The organism is Micromonospora sp. NPDC047730, assembly GCF_043204765.1.
Taxonomy (GTDB): Bacteria; Actinomycetota; Actinomycetes; order Mycobacteriales; family Micromonosporaceae; genus Micromonospora.
In genome coordinates this window covers 16,908-31,675 of record NZ_JBIDCU010000029.1, presented here as the reverse complement: position 1 = coordinate 31,675, position 14,768 = coordinate 16,908, and the positions used below count along the sequence as shown (strand labels likewise).

Below are 14,768 nucleotides of genomic sequence, written 5' to 3'. Positions count from 1 at the left end.
TCTGAGTGCACCCCGGCCCCGAGGCCACTCGACTAGCTAGTTCCAGACGAAATCGGCACGCACGGGCGGCCTCCCTCCTCGCTCAACGTTGAGCGCACGTCAGAACGGCGGTTCGTCGTCCTCGCGCTTCGGGGCCGCGCCGATGATGTCGACGACCGGCTTCGTGAACTTCCGCTTCGCGCCGGTCGCCTTCTGCTCGTACTCGACGACTTCCAGCCCGAGCCAGGCGAACGCCGGGCCGTCGATCTCGCTGAGGGCCTTCTCGGCGGTCACGATGTCGCGGACCAGCGACCACGATCCGCTGTTGAACTTGAACTTCCCCAGCTCGGGGGCGTCGGCCAGGGTGAAGAAGACCGTGATCGACGGCGCGCAGCCCTTGCCAGACTTCGCGGCGTCCTTCCGGTCCTGGTAGGACGCCGGGCACTCGCACGGCTTGCCCTTGTCCTCGTCCATCGTCTGTTCGACGCCGTCGCAGCGCCGGATCGCGCCGTTCCGGCCCCAGAGGACCATTTCCTGTCGGATCGCCCGCGGACCGTCGAGGACGATCTTCACCTTCTCGGCGGTCGTGAAGACTTCGAGGTTGTCTTCCCCCTGGGTCTCCCACGCCTGCGGCGCGTCGCCGCCGAAGAGCCGGCGGACCTCTGCGGCGACCTCGGGGTCTCCCGATGTGACCCGCCACTTTTCGAGGCTCGCCGGACGGCCGCTGACCTGATAGCCGCTGCGGAAGCGGCCGACGATGTCATTTTTGAACGACTGGCGAGGCTTCGGCTCGGCCTCGGGGTCGGTCTCCCAGATACGCAGGCCCACGTACGGGCTCCTTCCAAGGGTTGCGCGCGGGCGCCCTGCTAAGCCGGGTCGTTTGGGCTGGGCGGCGTTGAAAGCCCAGGCCCCGCGCTACGGGTAGTCATTTGGTGAGTGGGCCAGCGGGGGCCAGGGTGTTCAGGCGGACTTGTCCAGCGGGAGACCGGGCGGCCGGGAGATCGCGACCGGGACCTTCGAGGTCTTCGGGGCGTGCCCGAGGACTTCGGCGATCTTCGCCGAGCGGCGGGCGCCCATGATCGGTAGGACCGCGCGCATGACGGCCTCGGCCGCGGGCCCCTGAATCTCGGCGTGCCACATCGCAGCCTGCGGCGGCGGGCGCAGCGACAGCCGGACCGAGCAGCCCATGAGGGTCGCGGCGCGGCCAACCACGTCGCGGTCCTTCATCGCGACCCGCACGCGCGGGTACCGGCCCCGCTGAAGGTCGAACGCGCCTTCCCCTTCGAGGAGGCCGGCGAGCCAGATCACGTCTTCGCGGGTGGCGCTGGCGATCATGCGGTCTCCTCGAACGTCGCGCGGAAGGTCTTCCGCTCGCTGGTCTCGGCGTCCTCGACGGTCACGACGACCTCGCCCAGGTCGCCGGCGTGCGCGGACAGGAAGGCGTCTTCGGCGTACTCACCGTCGAGGTGGGAGGCGACGGTCCGGACCAGCTCGGCGGCGGTCACGCGGCGGCCCGCCGGGGGGCGGCGGTGCGCTTCACGGTCAGGCCCGAGCCGGGGACGCGGTTGATCGGGGAACCGACGACGGTCTCCTTCGTGATCCGGTCCCAGTCGAAGACCTGACGCAACACCTTGAAGACCTCGAAGGTCGCCTCATCGGCCTTGACCGGCACGAACGACCAGCCCTCGGGCCGGACGTGAAGGACGCCGCCGCCGGTCGAAGGCGGCTGCGGGACGCGGCTACCGTCGGGCCGGATGATGTAGTCAGCGAAGCGGTAGGCGGCGAGCTGAAGGGCGACCTCGGGGTGAACGCCGGACCGGGTCGTCTTCCAGTCGAGGAAGACCTTCTCGCCGTCGATGATCGCGTACGCGTCGAAGCTGCCGGCGTAGTCCCACGTCTCAGACCAGACGGTCTCTTCGAGGAAGACGAACTCGGGCGAGAACTCCTTCAGGAACTCCTCGAAGTGGTCGAGGAAGACCCGATACTCGGGATGCACGCGGCCGACGGGCTCGCCCTTCGCCATCTTCTCGAAGAGGTCGTGTACGGCGCTGCCGGTCTCGGCGGCCTTCGCCGTGTCGCGACGCGGGGCGCCCTTCAGGTAGTCGATCGCGCCGGCCTGGTCGCCGCGGAGTGCGATGCCGACGAGGTCCCCCAGGTTCTCGATCGCGTAGGTGGCGACCACCTTTGCGGCCCAGTGCTGAAGGAAGGGCTTCGGGAGCATCCCGAGGATGCTCGTCACCCCCGGGGCCTTCGCGCCGGTCTCGGGCGACACGTAGAAACGCGCGCCTCCCCGGCTAATCGTATTGATTTTGGGCGTAGTCATGCGCTGGGCCTCCTATGCCTGCGAATGCGGACATAGGGTTAGTGGGCCAGCAGCTATATACCTGTTCACCTGCGGAAATGCAATACGCCCGCCGGGCGGGAACCTGGCGGGCGCGGGGCGGGCGGCGCGGTTGCCGCCCTAGGCGTGTAGAAGTGACCCCAGTTTCGTCACTTCCCTATTACTTCTTAGAAGAGGAGGAGGAGGAGACTTAGACATAGATACGGGAGTGTAGAAACCTGCGTCACTTCTTCACTTCCGGCGCGCTCGCCGCGTGAAGCTCCTCGGCGTGCCGCAGCAGCCGGCCCAGCACCGCCCGCGCCTGCTCGCGCGCCGCGCCCCGCAGCTCGGCGATCTGCCCTGGGGAAATCTTTTGCAAGACCGTGAAGGCGCCCGCTAGGGCCTTACCGAGGTCGAGGTCCCCTGGCTCGGCCTTCAGCGTCGCGAGCTGGGCACTTTGTGCCTTCCGATACTCGCGCATCCGCTCGGCCATGTCCTCGGGGCGTAGGCCGAGGTCTTCGAGCTGGTCGGCGTCCAGTCGCTCGCGTACGAGGGACCCAATGTGATAGCGGACGGACGTTTGCACGCTTCGCGCCTCGTCGCGGGATAGGCCCGCCTCGGCGTAGCGGTCGCGGATGTATTCGCGGTACTCCCAGGTCCGCCCGGCCCAGTCCGGCTGACCTGTCTCCTCGACGACGAAGTGTGCCCGCAGGTCGACGGACGCTGTCGCGATTGCGCGGTAAAGCTCGGTCCGGCGCTCGCGGTTGTCGCCGACCCGCCGCACGGCGCGAAGCGCCTTCACGAGGGCCGCGCCTAACTGGTCCTTCGTCGCTACCGGGTCCATCGCCGCCGTCCTGTCGCGTAGTGGGTAGGGACATCGTAGGCGCGTTGAACGTCCAACGTTGTCCCGGTTTTGGTAAGCCAGGCTCAGGAGTGTCTAGGTTCCCCTGGGAGGGTAAACGCAGAAAGGCCCCCGTCGCACGATCAGCGTATGCCGACCGGCGACAGGGGCCTAGGTCCTGAAGTGCTAAGGGTGACCTTTGTTACAGGGTGTTTATCATTCCGTCAACCTTGATCATCAGAGCGTGAACGTCGGTGTCGTTCAGTAGCGTGTGGTCGACGGGCCAGTCTGCCAACGCTACCTCGCTGATGTGCTGATCCGACTCGTCCTGACCTGGGCGAACGACCCGGACGAGCTTCCCGCCGGCCGCCCGGATCGCCGCGGCTTCGTTCGGGAAGCGGACGTCGGTGATCACGGCCGCCGGGCCGTCCGGGTCGCTGACCTCGTCCATGACGACCCGGACCCAGAAGTGCGGGTCTAGGTGCCGGATGCCGACCCCGAATTGCTGAAGCGTGCGCCGGACCTCGCGGACCTCCTTCGCGGCTTCCCAGCCGACCGAGTGTACGAAATGCGACAGTCGCAGCGACCCGCCGACCGTGTCCACGGGAACGACGATCGGATCGGCGATCAGCGCGGCTTCCTTCAGCGCGTCGGCGAAGGCGTAGCGCCGGAAACCGTGCCGCTCGACCAGGCGGCCGGCGACCGTGTCCTTCCCGGCGCGGGCGCGACCGAGGAGACCGATCAGGGGTGGACTCGGGAAGGCGGTCTCGATCAGCGCGGCCAGGCCGTCGGCGGCGCGGTCGAAGGTGGCGGTCACGCGGCCTCCGTTCGGGACATGCCCTCGCGGCACACGCCGCAGAATCGATAGTTCGGGTTGTCGAGGAGACCGGCCCGCGACCACCCGACGGCCGGGTTCAGGACGTGCGCCAGCGGCCAGGCCATCGAGTCATGGCGGTACAGGTCCCCGCTAACCCACGTCCAGACCCGCCCGAGGGCGTCCGTGACGTCGGGGTGCTCGGCTTCCTCCATCGCCCGCAGGTCCGCCCGCAAGGATCGCCACTCGGCGAGCATGGGGCCGATGACGGCGGCCGGGCGGGTCACAGCCGCCCCCCGTCGAACGCCGCGCCGCCGGCCTGAAGGACCGGCTTCGCGCGGCCGTCGAGGAACATGCCGGTCATCCACTCGTCGGACTTCGGCTCGCGGCCGGCGTCGGTCGGCCAGGACTCCCGGCCGCGGACGTAGGTGTACGCCGCCCGCCGCGGGCCGTAGTAGACGACGACCACGTCCCCCGGGCGCCACTCGGGGCCGGTCCTCGTCAGGGCGTGCGAGCTGACGACGAAATCAGGCTTCCCGCTCTCGGGGCGGACCTGAAACAGGTCGCGTGCGAAGTAGACGTCTACGATCTTCACCGCCCCGCCGCCCAGGTCGTCGCGCAGCCGGGCGCGGTCGCCCTTCTTCAGCGGGGCGGGCCGCTCGGGTGCGGCGCTGGCGAGCCGGGCGCGGACGTCGGTCGGGTCGCGGTCCCAGGGGGACCCGTAGACGTCGTGATAGCTGAGGGCCATTCGGCGGCCTCCTCGTGTCGATGTGTCGGACACGGGAGGAGTGGGCCAGATCGGGCGGGGGTGTTCAGTCCTTCTCGCGGGGACGGCCGCCGACGCCCGGCCGGGGGCGGCTGGCGTGCCACGCCCGGATGCGGGCGGGCCGCCACATGTGCGTACGGCCGACGGTCTGGTCCGGGGGCGGCATCTGGTCGCGCTTCCGGTAGTTCGTGACGGTTGACGGGCGCACGCCCAGGAACGCCGCGACGTCGCCCGTCGTCCACCATTCGGGGTCGCTCACCCGCCCAGTATCGCCCGGCGGCGGTTGCCCACCCGCCCCTGCCGCCCGCCCGCCCGCCCGGCGGATACGCCCGACCGCCCGAGCCACCCGCCCGACCGCCGGGCGCGCCGCCCGAGCCCGCCAGGCGTGACGCCCACCGAAACGCCAAAGCGCCCCGCACCCCCGGGCGTGCCGGGAGGCGGGGCGTTGGCGTGTCTCGGGCGGTTCGTGGGCGGTTCAGAGGCGGTGGCGGGCGGCGTACCGTTCCGCCTCGCGTCCGCCCGCGACGTATCGCCGCAGGTCAGCGATGCTCTTCACGGGGGCGAGTGGCGTTCCGCTGGCGTCTCGCGGGTCCTTCGTGGGCGTGGTGTGGCGGCGGGACCAGTACGCCACGGCGAGCGGGGCGGCAGCGAGGGCGAACGCCTCGACCGCCTCGCGGATGCCGGGCGGGAGCGTGATCCCGAAGTGCGCCAGGATGGCGTACACGAGGCCCAGGCCGGCAACGACGAGGGCGCGGTTAACGATGGGCTGGCGGTTCACGGGCGGGTCCTTCCGGGGGCGGGCGTCAGGACAGCAACTTGTCGGCGAGACCGACGGCGCCGAAGAGCAGACCGCCCAGCGTGGCGACGGCCGCCCAAACGGCCTTAGGCGTGACGACCGGGCGGGACTCGACCGCCCGAAGGCGGGTGTCGACCTCGGGCGCGGTCGCGGGGCGTGCCTCCTCGGCGCGAAGGCGAAGCTCGATGTCGTTCAGGCGGCGCCCGTGCTCGTCGAGCTGGGCGCCGTGCTGGGCGGTGACGACGTCGACCTTTCCTTCTAACCGGGCGAGGATGATCAGCATGGACGCGGTTCCGTCCGCGCCCGGCGGGTTCTCTGCGCCGGTCGTTATCTGTACGGGCACTGGGTCACGCCGCCAGACGCCGGGCCAGCTCGGCGGCGACACGCTCGGCGAGGTCGGTCGGGATCGCGGCGGCGATCGTCTCGGGGCTCAGGCCGGCGAGGACACCCGACACGATCTCGGCTTCGTCCGCGCCGTCCTTCGCGGCGACGGCGGCGAGGGTCGCGGTGATGTGGCCCAGCTTGTCGACGACCGCGTTACCGTGCGACTTCGAGCCGGCGACGCGGTGCGGGGCCGGGACGGTCGCCCCACAGGACGAGCCACCGTAGAAAAGTGCCTGGTAGATCGCGTTCAGCTTGGCATTCTGGTCGGGGGTCAAGTCGTCCTCCGGGGGGTCGATGAGTCCGATGTGAGCGAGGTAGCGGCGGAAGAGCGGCGTCTGATCGCGGCCCGAGCGCGTCGCGTCGCGGAAGAAGCTGAAATGCGTGTGCCAGAGGTGGGAGTCGTCGCCCGAGCTGCGGCGGCCGAGGCGGTCCCACCGCTTTACGACCCGGCCGTCAGGGGAGTAGATGATTTCCCGAATGTCGTTGGTGTCCGGCGCTTCCGCGACGCACTGGGCGACGCACCATCGCGAGAAGTGGGCGAGGTCGAACGTCCCCTTCGGGGTCGTAACCCTGAAGGCGCCGACGTCGAGGGCCGAGGCGTAGACCGACAGACCGGCCCGGTCGCGCGGGGACTCGCCGACCGAGTAGCCGTAGGACCGTTGCTCGGGAGTGCCCAGGTGGTACGAGTCGCCCTGGCGCTGGTGGGCGGTGTCGCCGACGATGCCGACTTCGATCGGTTCGAGGTCGTCCGGGCCGGGCGCGTCGTTCAGGTGGTCGAGCAGTAGCCGGCGGACGGCGAGGAGGTTTGCGGGTGCCGCGGACACGCGGCCTCCTTTCGGGCACGCCGAAGAGGGCGCTCCCGCGCGGGGAACGCCCTCTTCGGACGGGGGCAGCGGCTTAGCCGCCGAGGATCAGGGTCACGCCGACGGACCCGCTGAATACCGCGCCGTTCAACATCGCCTTGACCTGAACGGCCGTCGAGGTCGCCGTCCCCGTGATGTAGAAGAGCGAAACCGCGGACGAGCCGGTCGCGCCATTTTGGAAGACGCCGACGGCCGTCGGGACGAAGCCGGCAGCGTGCGGCACCGTCGCGATGCCCTGGGCGTTCGTGGTGACCGTGGCGGCTTGCCAGTGGATCCGGCCGGGGCCGGTGACGACGTTCCGGCCGCCGACGGTCGCGGCGCCAGTCACGGCGAGACCGCCGTTCGCGGTGACCTTCCCGGTCACGTCGAGCGTGCTGCCGACGGTTGCGGTCCCTGAGACCGTCAGGCCGCCGGCTACCGATGCGTTAGCGTTCACGGTGAGATCGTCCGTGACCTCGGCGGTGCCCCCGAAAAATGCGTTGTTGAACTCGGCCGGGTGCTGGGAGTCGACCTTGACGAAATCGGCCCGCATTTCAATCGTCCCATTGAACGACTGACCCGTCAGGATGATCTCCGCCCCCTTTTCGGGGGTGCCTAGGCCGTCGTCGTCCGCTGGGCCTCGCAGGACCGTACCGACGTCTGTGAACTCGGGGTCGCGGTAGGTCGTCAGGGCCGCCGGGCGCACGCTGGGCGGCGACCCGGCGGGGAGCATGGTCAGGCTTGCGCCCTCGACGGGGTCTTCGTAGAGGCGGATCTCGGACCCGTCGGCACCCTCCATGACGATTTCGCCACCGATGAGGGTCGCGCCCCTGATCGTGCGGCCGTCGATCGCGTCGGCACTCAGCTTCCCGGCGACGATGGCCCCCGCTTCGATCTTGTCGGCCGTGACGGCGTTTGCGACGAGCTTCGGCGTGGTGATCGCCTCGTCGCTGATGTCGGTTTCGGTGATCGACCCCGCCGGTAGGTCGAGGTCAGACGCGATCAGCGCGGCGCCGTTCGCAGCCTGCGCCGTGTAAACGCCGTCGCTGTCCTCGCCGACGAGGAAGACCGGGTTACCGTCCGGGTCGAGGACCGCGAAGGTCCCGCCCTCGACGGTCGTGTGAGGGGCCTGCGAGCTGCGTTCGACAGCTTCCATGCGGCGGGTCAGGTCGGCGATCTGGGTAGCCAGGTCGTCGGCGGTGGTCACTCAGGACTCCTCGCGTAGGTGAATGCGTCGCTTCGACGTAGGTTCAGGACGGCCCGGTCTTCGCCTCGCATGGCCCACCCGACGACCCGCTCCCAGACCTCGACCTCGCCGAGCCACGGGATAACGGCCCGGATCGGGATGTCGTCGCCGAGGGCCCACGAGCCGATAGGGGCGTTCGGGTGGTCGACGACCTCGACCGAATCGATTTCGAGCGTGTGTCGGCGCGTCGCCAGCTCGGCGCGGGCGAGCGCGTCCATACGGGCCGACGTGGTTACGGACTTGTCGGCGTAGACGAAGGGGCGCCGAAGGCGACCGTCCCGCTCGGGGATCCGGCGCTGAAGGACCGTTCGGCCCTCGCCCGCCCCGTGGCCGACGACTTCGTTCGCGAAGCCCTCGCCGTCGCGCTCGGGGGCGACGACGCTGGTCACGTTGTCGCCCTGAACGAAGGCGAGGTCCGTACGCCGCCGGCCGAGGCGGGGGTATCCGATCCGCAGGCGGTGAGCGATCTTGTCGCCGTCCCAGTAGTGCTCTTCGGCGTAATCGAAGGGCGTTTCCCGGGCGAGGGCGTCCAGCTCGCCACCGCAGTCCGGGGCGTCCCACCATGCGAGCTGGTAGGGCTCGGCGGGCCGGGCCGCGACCGTCCGGGTCGGCGTTCCCGTGTGGCGGACCACCGTCCCGGCGCGGTGACTGGTCGCCTTACTCGTCCCGTGCCCGCGTGTGAGGCCCGTCAGCGTCGAGCCAGTCCGGCCACCGACGCGGATCGTCTCCGAACCGACCGTCACGAGGTAGGGCGGGGTTAGCTGGGCGTAGACGCCGAGCGCCGCCAGGGTTAGCGACGTGTCGTTAGCGTCGATGCTGGCCTTCAGCTTCGCCGACGCCGACGGCTCGATGCTCGACGCGGGGACGGAGTCCTTCCGCACCCAGACGCCCCCGATTTGGACCTCTTGATAGGCGGGGGTCACGGGCTTCCCGAGCCGGACCGGCGTCGTGGTCGGGTCGACGAGCATCCCGAGGTCGCCGTCCGGCTGGGCCTGCACATGCCGCCAGACCTCGCGGACGGCGTCGAGCGGGTCGACGCCTACCTTCGAGTACAGGTCGAGGTAAGGCACGCCGTGCGGGTAGGCGGTGAAGCCGGTGGCCTCGACACGCCAGGCCGACCCCGAGAAGCCCGATTGCACGACGACGCCGCCCCAGCGGATCTCGCCGTCGGCCTCGGCGTAGAGCAGCGTCCCCCACTCGTCGAGCAGGGGGCGTCCGTCCGGGCCCCGCAGGCGGCCGACGTCCGGGGCGATGGTTCCGCGCAGCGAGCCGGGGCCGGACAGCGACCAGGAAAGCTCGTCGCGGGCGATCGGGACGTCCCAGTCGACGAACTCGCCAGTCACGGCCCGCTGCGCGATGTACCGCCAGCGGGTCACGCCGGGGCCTCGACGAACTCAATGTCGAAGTCAAGGCTCGACGAGGTGTCGGCGTAGACGCCCGCGGTCGACCCGGCCGCCCGGTTCGCCTCCAACGTGACCGTCTGGGTCGTCCCGCGCAGGGCCGAAGGGACCGACAGCGTGTCGGCGTCCCGCCAGAACCGGCGGTTACCGTCGCCGGTTGCCGTGTCGTCCCAGCGGGTCGCCTGCGTGGTCAGCGTGCCGAGGCGGGCGCGGATCTGGCCCCAGGCGACGCCCGAGGTCACCACAACGCCACCGATGGACGTACGGATGATCGCCTTCGCGGCCCAGGGCGGGACCTCGACGGACCCGCTCGCGTTCGTCCACGGGCCGGTGAAGGTCGTCGCGGTTAGGTCGTACCGCTGACCAGGGTTGACCGTGATCACCAAGCGCTCGCGGCGGGGGTTCGCGACCCGCCGCAGGTCGACGATCATCGCCTGCGTGACCGTGCCGGTGTTCGCAGGCAGGTCGACGCGGCCGAGTGCGATTGCGCTGTAGCCCAGGTTCAGAGCGGCGACCGAGGTCGTCCCGGCCGGGACGCCCGCGATCACGCGCACATAGACGTACGGGCCGACCTTCACGTCCGCAGGGGTCTGCCAGGGTTCACCCGGCATGAAGGGATCCTCTACGCGAGCGACGATCAGGTCCGACCGGCCACCGCCCGAGCCGGTCGCGGCGATCGGGACGACGGTCTCGGTCGGCATCCGGGCCGCGTACGCCTGATAGGCGCCGCCGGCCGCCCGCGAGTTGATCGCGCACGCACCGGGCAGGACCCGGACGGACGTCCCGGGCACGGCGAGCGCCGCGACCTTCAGGTCCGCCGAAGCGACGACGCCTTCGTTTCCTCGAAACGCGATGTATGCGAGGAGGCGGGCGACCTCGGGGGAGTGCTCGGCGCCGCCACCCACAAACCACGGGACAGGGTCGAAAGCCACGTTTACACGCTCCTAAGGGGTCGGGAAGGTCTCGCGCCAGGCGAAGCGCACGGAAGACGTGCCGGTCGCGTCGGTCCCCCGGAAGGCGACCTCGTACGCGCCGGGCGGGATCGCCATCGCGGCGAGGCGCGGCGACGTGCGGGTCAGCGCGCCCGCCAGGGACCCGCCGCCGTTAAGCAAGACCGAGCGGGCCCAGGGGCGGGGGTCGATCGTGACCGTGCTGTCGTGGGCGAGGGTCGTGCGCAGCTCTAGCCGCCAGAGGCCGACGACCTCGACGACCGGGTTCGTGACCGGGCCGCGGATCGTCAGGACGGGCCAGGCGGCGAGCGCACCCCCGACCGTGACCCCGGCCGAACGGTCGGACGTTGCGGTCGTGGTCAGCGGGGCCGCGAGGGTACCGGTCAGGCCGCCGCCGAGAGGCGGGACGAGGCCGACGTCTCGGGTGTGCTCGGCCGGGCCATAGAAGAGATCGTCCGTGGCGGCGAAGTCCGCGACGACCAGGGCGACGCCCTCGCCGATCTCGGTCTCATTCGACGCAAAGCGCCGGGGCCTCCCGTAGACGATCCGCTCGCGCCCCGCGTGCCGCATTCGCAGCTCGGCCACCGCGCCGGGCGTGCGCCGGACGGCGTCCCCGCGCCAGGCTTGCGCCAGGCCCGCCAGCGTCGCTCGGGCCTCGGCCTCGTCGTCGCCGAAGACGCCCAGCTCGAACGTGATCGACCGGCCGCCCCGGAAGTCCTGGCCGAAAGCTCGGCCGTCCTCTCGGGGGCGGTCCTCGTCGTCGTCGCGGACTTCGGCGTCGCCCAGGTCGGGGGCGGACATGTTCACGATGGGCAGGTCAGCCGGCCCCCAGGTGACCGAGGTCCCTGGGAAGCGCAGCTCGTACTCACCGTCACGCATAGACGCCCCCTCGCCGGATGCGCCGAAGCGCGAAAGTGACCTCTTCGAGCTGGTCGCGGACGTCCTCGCGGGCGTTCAGCGTCAGCGAGCCGACCAGCGGGCCGCCGGCCGCCGTGACCGCGCCGCGCGAGGTGCCGCCGCTGGCAACGTTCGGGGCCGCGACCATCGCGTTTACGGCCTTCGTGACCTTCGGCGTCCCGCGCTCGATCCCCCGGACCATGCCCTCGGCCGTGAAGCCACCGATTCGGGCGAAGACCTTGGACGGGCTGTTAATCCCGAGGGTGTTTTCAGCGGCGGCCCGGACGCTGCTCGCCAGGGTGCGGGCGATGCTCTGGGCGCTCGGGATCATTGCCCGGATACCGGCGACCAGCCCTCGAACGATGTTCGCGCCGACGCCGTAGAGGGCGTCGTCGAGACCGCCGAGGGCCGCGAGGATCCGCCCGGGGATGGACGAGACCAGCCCGAGCAACGCGCCGAGGTGCCCGGCGGCGCCGTTGCGCAGTCGCAGGAAGGCCCCAATCGCGGCTTCGATCGGCGCGGTCAGGGTGTCGATCGCGGCGCGCATGGCGGCGATCTGCCCGGACACGATGACCTGTGCCGACGTGAAGGCGGTCGAGACCCTGAGGCCCCACCGCTCGATTGTGTTTCCCCACGACTCGATCCGCTGGCCCCACTCGTCGACCTTCATCATGAAGTCAATGACGGCCGGGATCCATTCGGTGACGGCCTTGTTTATGAACTCGCCGAGCTTGTCCATAAACTCTTGAATCTTCTGCTTATTCGCCGGGTCGGCGAGCCACGCCTTAATTTCGCCGAGCCAATACTTCACGCCGCCGAGGAAGGTGTCGCTCGCCTTCTTCGAGGACGGGAAGAAGGTGTCGATCAGCTCGCCCGCGATTCCGATGACAAGCCCGCCGATATCCCAGATATCCCGAAGCGCCTTCGCGGCGTTCGTGAAGAAGTCGTTCAGGGCACCGGACTTCTCGGCCTTGTCGACCCACGCGCTGAACTTCTCAAGCGCGCGGGCGAGGTTGTCGCCGAGGGACGCGAGGAACGGACCGGCGGCCTTCGCGAGCTGGCCGAACGTCTTGATCAGGGGGCCTGTCGCTTCGCCGATTCGGTCGAGGAAGAACCCGAAGCCGATCATCGCTTCGCGGATATTGCGGATAAAGTCCGGCTTACCGAGCGCCTCAGCAATGGTCTTCGCGAAGCGGTTAAACCGCGTGGCGAGGTCGCCGAGCATCGGCTTCAGGGCCGGGAGCCAGCTCTTCGCGAGTGACTTCAGCGTGTTGTCGAGGCCGGCGAAGAGCTTGTCCTGAACGGCCCGGCGCAGGTCCGAAAGCGGCTTCCGCAGGCCGGCGAACGCCTTAACGAACTTGCGGGCGTTCGGCGCGAGCTTCTTCAGCGTCTCGTCGGTCGCCTTCCCCTTTTCCATGACCTCGGAAAAGGCGTCGCCGAGGCCGCGGAAGGCCAGGGCGAAGACGCCGACCGAGCCGACGCCGCCCGCGATGATCGTGAACAGGGACCCGAACAGACCGCCCGCGAGCAGGACGAGGGGGGCCAGCGCGGTAAAGCCGGTAAGGACGATCGGGAGCGCTGACGCGATCGCGAGCAGCGCGCCGACGAGGAGGTTCAGGCCGCCGGTCGCGACCGTCGTCCCGATGCCCTGAAGCGCGGTAGCGACGCCCGCTACCGCCGCCGAGGCGACGGCCGAGCCGACCTGGCCCGTGAACTTCACGAAGGTCCGGGCGCTGTCCATCGCGGCTTCGAACCCCTCCTTCGCGCCGTTCGCGATGCCGCCCGCGATCCCGAGGCCGATCGACCGGCGCAAGCGGTCGCCCTGGTCCTGGGATCCGGTGAACATGGCGCGGAAGCCCGCACGGAAGCCCGCGGCCGTCGCGCGCCGGACGCTGCGGCGAAGCGGGCGGTCGACGAGGTCTTCAGCGTCGTCGGCCCCGTTGCGGACGCCGTCCCCGACGCCGCGCCGGACGCTTTCGCGGAAGGTCTCGCGCAGCATTTCGCCGAGGCGGTCGCTGTCCTGGTCGACGCCCTCGCGCAGGGCAGCGCCGACGGCCTCGGCGATCCCGCCGCCGGCCGACTTCGCCAGGCCGTCGCCGATCGTCTCGCCGGCCTCCTTCGCCCAGCCCGCGAGGATCGGGTCAGCTTCCTTCTTCAGGTGGCGCCGAAGGTTCTTCAGGCTCGGTATCACCTGAAGCGTCGCGAAGCCGACGTTCGACATGCGGGGCCTCCTCCCGGGGTGGCGGGCGCAGCCGGGCACGTTGGGCGCGCAGCTTCGCGGCTAGGGCTTCGTGGTGGGTCGCCGCAGCCGCCTTCGTCGCCGCGGGCGAGGGCGTCGGGCGCAGCGGGTGAGGGCTGCCGGTAAGGGCGTGGTAGACGTCCGCGAGGAGGAGGTCCGTCGGCGTCAGGCCGAGCGGTAGGCCGGCCTCGGCCGCCCAGAGCGCCGAGCCGGCGGGAAGGTTCGCGACCAGCGCGCACAGGCGGCGCAGCGAGAGCGCGCCCGTCCAGAGACCCGCGAGGTCGACGCCGTAGAAGCGCTGAAGGTCGGCCTCTACGGCGTCGTAGTGGTCCCGCAGGGCCCCGACGAGCGCGGCTAGTTTCCCTCGATACCGGCGGCCTTCTGGGCCTCCTCGAAGAGGGCGTTCAGCTCGCCGATCGTCCGCTTCTTCGACCTGAAGGTCTTCATCTGGGCGTCGCCGATGATCAGCCGGACGGCGGTCAGAATGTGGCCGTCCTCGAAAGCGGCCAGGGCGTCGAGGTCCCAGTCCTTCGAGGGGGCGACCGTGTAGGTCTCGCCGTCGTACGCGAACTGTGCGACCTGGCCGGCGGCCTCGGCGCGAGCGGCCTGGGTCTGCGGTGCCTTCATTCGGGGGCTCCTTCGGGAGTCGGCGCGGATGGGCGCGGAAAGGAAGGACCCCGAGGCCGTCCGGGCGGCGACCTCGGGGCCCTGGTAGTGCGATGAACGTTCAGCGCATCACGGCGTGAGGTCAGCCGTGTCGCCGGAAAGCTCGGTGTAGAGAGTCGAGTCCGCCTCGGGGAAGAGGGTGACGAGGATCGTGTAAACGGTCGGCGCGGTCTCGCTTTCCTTGATCTCGCCCGCGACCTCGGCGGTTGCGCGCTTGACCGTGCGCCGCCGAACCTTCGTCCCCTCGCGCAGCTCGAAGCCGACCGCGATGTCCACGTACTTTGGGACCTTGACCTTCGAGGTCGTGATGCCGCCCGCGACGGTCTGGGTCGAGCCGGGGTTGACCAGCGCGAAGACAACGGGGTTGTCCTCCATCGCTACGAACGTGACCGTCCGCTTGTGCTTCGAGCGGGTCTTCTTCACGAGGATGCCGCCCCAGCCGTAGTACTCGGACGAGTCCTCTTCGCGCTCCCAGGTGAAGCCCTCCTCGCCGTCGAGGATGCCGGCCGGGTCCCAGTCGACGGCCCACGGGGTCGTGAGGTCGGTCGGCTCGGCGGTGCCGGGCTCGGCGATGTAGACGTCCGCGCCGGACCAAAGGTTGACCTTCGTCGGGTCGCCCATGTAAACG

At 70.2% G+C, this 14,768-nt stretch carries 19 protein-coding genes; all 19 read right to left on the bottom strand.

The window, feature by feature from the left end; genetic code table 11:
- Positions 1–99 precede the first annotated feature (99 nt).
- A complete protein-coding gene (locus tag ACGF5G_RS33815) occupies positions 100–807 on the bottom strand; it encodes a hypothetical protein (RefSeq protein ID WP_393270631.1) in 708 nt (235 codons plus the stop codon).
- Between the two features lie 132 nt (positions 808–939).
- A complete protein-coding gene (locus ACGF5G_RS33810) occupies positions 940–1,314 on the bottom strand; it encodes a hypothetical protein (RefSeq protein ID WP_393270629.1) in 375 nt (124 codons plus the stop codon).
- A complete protein-coding gene (locus ACGF5G_RS33805; protein ID WP_393270626.1) occupies positions 1,311–1,484 on the bottom strand; it encodes a hypothetical protein in 174 nt (57 codons plus the stop codon). The genes ACGF5G_RS33810 and ACGF5G_RS33805 overlap by 4 nt, the downstream gene beginning before the upstream one ends.
- Positions 1,481–2,302 carry a hypothetical protein gene (locus tag ACGF5G_RS33800; protein WP_393270623.1) on the bottom strand — a complete coding sequence of 274 codons (822 nt, stop codon included), beginning with the start codon at positions 2,300–2,302 and terminating at the stop codon, positions 1,481–1,483. The genes ACGF5G_RS33805 and ACGF5G_RS33800 overlap by 4 nt, the downstream gene beginning before the upstream one ends.
- 241 nt (positions 2,303–2,543) lie before the next feature.
- Positions 2,544–3,143, bottom strand: a complete 600-nt coding sequence (locus ACGF5G_RS33795; RefSeq protein WP_393270620.1) for a hypothetical protein — start codon at positions 3,141–3,143, stop codon at positions 2,544–2,546.
- A 199-nt stretch (positions 3,144–3,342) separates the two neighbouring features.
- On the bottom strand, positions 3,343–3,957 hold the full coding sequence (locus ACGF5G_RS33790; protein WP_393270617.1) for a hypothetical protein: 615 nt from the start codon (positions 3,955–3,957) through the stop codon (positions 3,343–3,345).
- Positions 3,954–4,241 (bottom strand): hypothetical protein, encoded by a 288-nt coding sequence (locus ACGF5G_RS33785; protein WP_393270616.1) that lies wholly within the window; start codon positions 4,239–4,241, stop codon positions 3,954–3,956. Before ACGF5G_RS33785 ends, ACGF5G_RS33790 begins: the two co-directional genes overlap by 4 nt.
- On the bottom strand, positions 4,238–4,702 hold the full coding sequence (locus ACGF5G_RS33780) for a hypothetical protein (protein WP_393270613.1): 465 nt from the start codon (positions 4,700–4,702) through the stop codon (positions 4,238–4,240). Before ACGF5G_RS33780 ends, ACGF5G_RS33785 begins: the two co-directional genes overlap by 4 nt.
- Before the next feature lie 64 nt (positions 4,703–4,766).
- Positions 4,767–4,979, bottom strand: a complete 213-nt coding sequence (locus tag ACGF5G_RS33775) for a helix-turn-helix transcriptional regulator (RefSeq protein WP_393270610.1) — start codon at positions 4,977–4,979, stop codon at positions 4,767–4,769.
- A 216-nt stretch (positions 4,980–5,195) separates the two neighbouring features.
- The gene (locus tag ACGF5G_RS33770) at positions 5,196–5,498 is read right to left on the bottom strand and encodes a hypothetical protein (protein ID WP_393270607.1); all 303 of its coding nucleotides are present in this window, start codon (positions 5,496–5,498) and stop codon (positions 5,196–5,198) included.
- Positions 5,499–5,523: 25 nt separating this feature from the next.
- The gene (locus ACGF5G_RS33765; protein ID WP_393270604.1) at positions 5,524–5,799 is read right to left on the bottom strand and encodes a hypothetical protein; all 276 of its coding nucleotides are present in this window, start codon (positions 5,797–5,799) and stop codon (positions 5,524–5,526) included.
- Between the two features lie 64 nt (positions 5,800–5,863).
- Positions 5,864–6,724 (bottom strand): hypothetical protein, encoded by an 861-nt coding sequence (locus ACGF5G_RS33760; RefSeq protein WP_393270602.1) that lies wholly within the window; start codon positions 6,722–6,724, stop codon positions 5,864–5,866.
- Between the two features lie 73 nt (positions 6,725–6,797).
- Entirely contained in the window at positions 6,798–7,949 is a 1,152-nt protein-coding gene (locus ACGF5G_RS33755; protein ID WP_393270600.1) for a hypothetical protein, read from the bottom strand.
- On the bottom strand, positions 7,946–9,364 hold the full coding sequence (locus tag ACGF5G_RS33750; RefSeq protein WP_393270597.1) for a hypothetical protein: 1,419 nt from the start codon (positions 9,362–9,364) through the stop codon (positions 7,946–7,948). Before ACGF5G_RS33750 ends, ACGF5G_RS33755 begins: the two co-directional genes overlap by 4 nt.
- Positions 9,361–10,089 (bottom strand): hypothetical protein, encoded by a 729-nt coding sequence (locus ACGF5G_RS33745; RefSeq protein WP_393270594.1) that lies wholly within the window; start codon positions 10,087–10,089, stop codon positions 9,361–9,363. Before ACGF5G_RS33745 ends, ACGF5G_RS33750 begins: the two co-directional genes overlap by 4 nt.
- A gap of 243 nt (positions 10,090–10,332) precedes the next feature.
- Complete coding sequence (locus ACGF5G_RS33740) at positions 10,333–11,217, bottom strand: hypothetical protein (RefSeq protein WP_393270591.1); 885 nt, start codon at positions 11,215–11,217, stop codon at positions 10,333–10,335.
- Entirely contained in the window at positions 11,210–13,456 is a 2,247-nt protein-coding gene (locus ACGF5G_RS33735) for a hypothetical protein (protein ID WP_393270588.1), read from the bottom strand. The genes ACGF5G_RS33740 and ACGF5G_RS33735 overlap by 8 nt, the downstream gene beginning before the upstream one ends.
- Before the next feature lie 372 nt (positions 13,457–13,828).
- On the bottom strand, positions 13,829–14,101 hold the full coding sequence (locus tag ACGF5G_RS33730) for a hypothetical protein (protein WP_393270585.1): 273 nt from the start codon (positions 14,099–14,101) through the stop codon (positions 13,829–13,831).
- 108 nt (positions 14,102–14,209) lie between these two features.
- The gene (locus ACGF5G_RS33725; RefSeq protein ID WP_393270584.1) at positions 14,210–14,761 is read right to left on the bottom strand and encodes a hypothetical protein; all 552 of its coding nucleotides are present in this window, start codon (positions 14,759–14,761) and stop codon (positions 14,210–14,212) included.
- Positions 14,762–14,768: the final 7 nt, after the last annotated feature.

Excerpts from the sequence above, each read along its gene's own strand:
- ACGF5G_RS33810 (WP_393270629.1), bottom strand. The coding sequence starts at position 1,314 with ATGATCGCCAGCGCCACCCGCGAAGACGTGATCTGGCTCGCCGGCCTC.
- ACGF5G_RS33740 (WP_393270591.1), bottom strand. The coding sequence starts at position 11,217 with ATGCGTGACGGTGAGTACGAGCTGCGCTTCCCAGGGACCTCGGTCACC.
- ACGF5G_RS33730 (WP_393270585.1), bottom strand. The coding sequence starts at position 14,101 with ATGAAGGCACCGCAGACCCAGGCCGCTCGCGCCGAGGCCGCCGGCCAG.
- ACGF5G_RS33765 (WP_393270604.1), bottom strand. The coding sequence starts at position 5,799 with ATGCTGATCATCCTCGCCCGGTTAGAAGGAAAGGTCGACGTCGTCACC.
- ACGF5G_RS33745 (WP_393270594.1), bottom strand. The coding sequence starts at position 10,089 with ATGCCGACCGAGACCGTCGTCCCGATCGCCGCGACCGGCTCGGGCGGT.
- ACGF5G_RS33795 (WP_393270620.1), bottom strand. The coding sequence starts at position 3,143 with ATGGACCCGGTAGCGACGAAGGACCAGTTAGGCGCGGCCCTCGTGAAG.
- ACGF5G_RS33800 (WP_393270623.1), bottom strand. The coding sequence starts at position 2,302 with ATGACTACGCCCAAAATCAATACGATTAGCCGGGGAGGCGCGCGTTTC.
- ACGF5G_RS33780 (WP_393270613.1), bottom strand. The coding sequence starts at position 4,702 with ATGGCCCTCAGCTATCACGACGTCTACGGGTCCCCCTGGGACCGCGAC.
- ACGF5G_RS33735 (WP_393270588.1), bottom strand. The coding sequence starts at position 13,456 with ATGTCGAACGTCGGCTTCGCGACGCTTCAGGTGATACCGAGCCTGAAG.
- ACGF5G_RS33725 (WP_393270584.1), bottom strand. The coding sequence starts at position 14,761 with ATGGGCGACCCGACGAAGGTCAACCTTTGGTCCGGCGCGGACGTCTAC.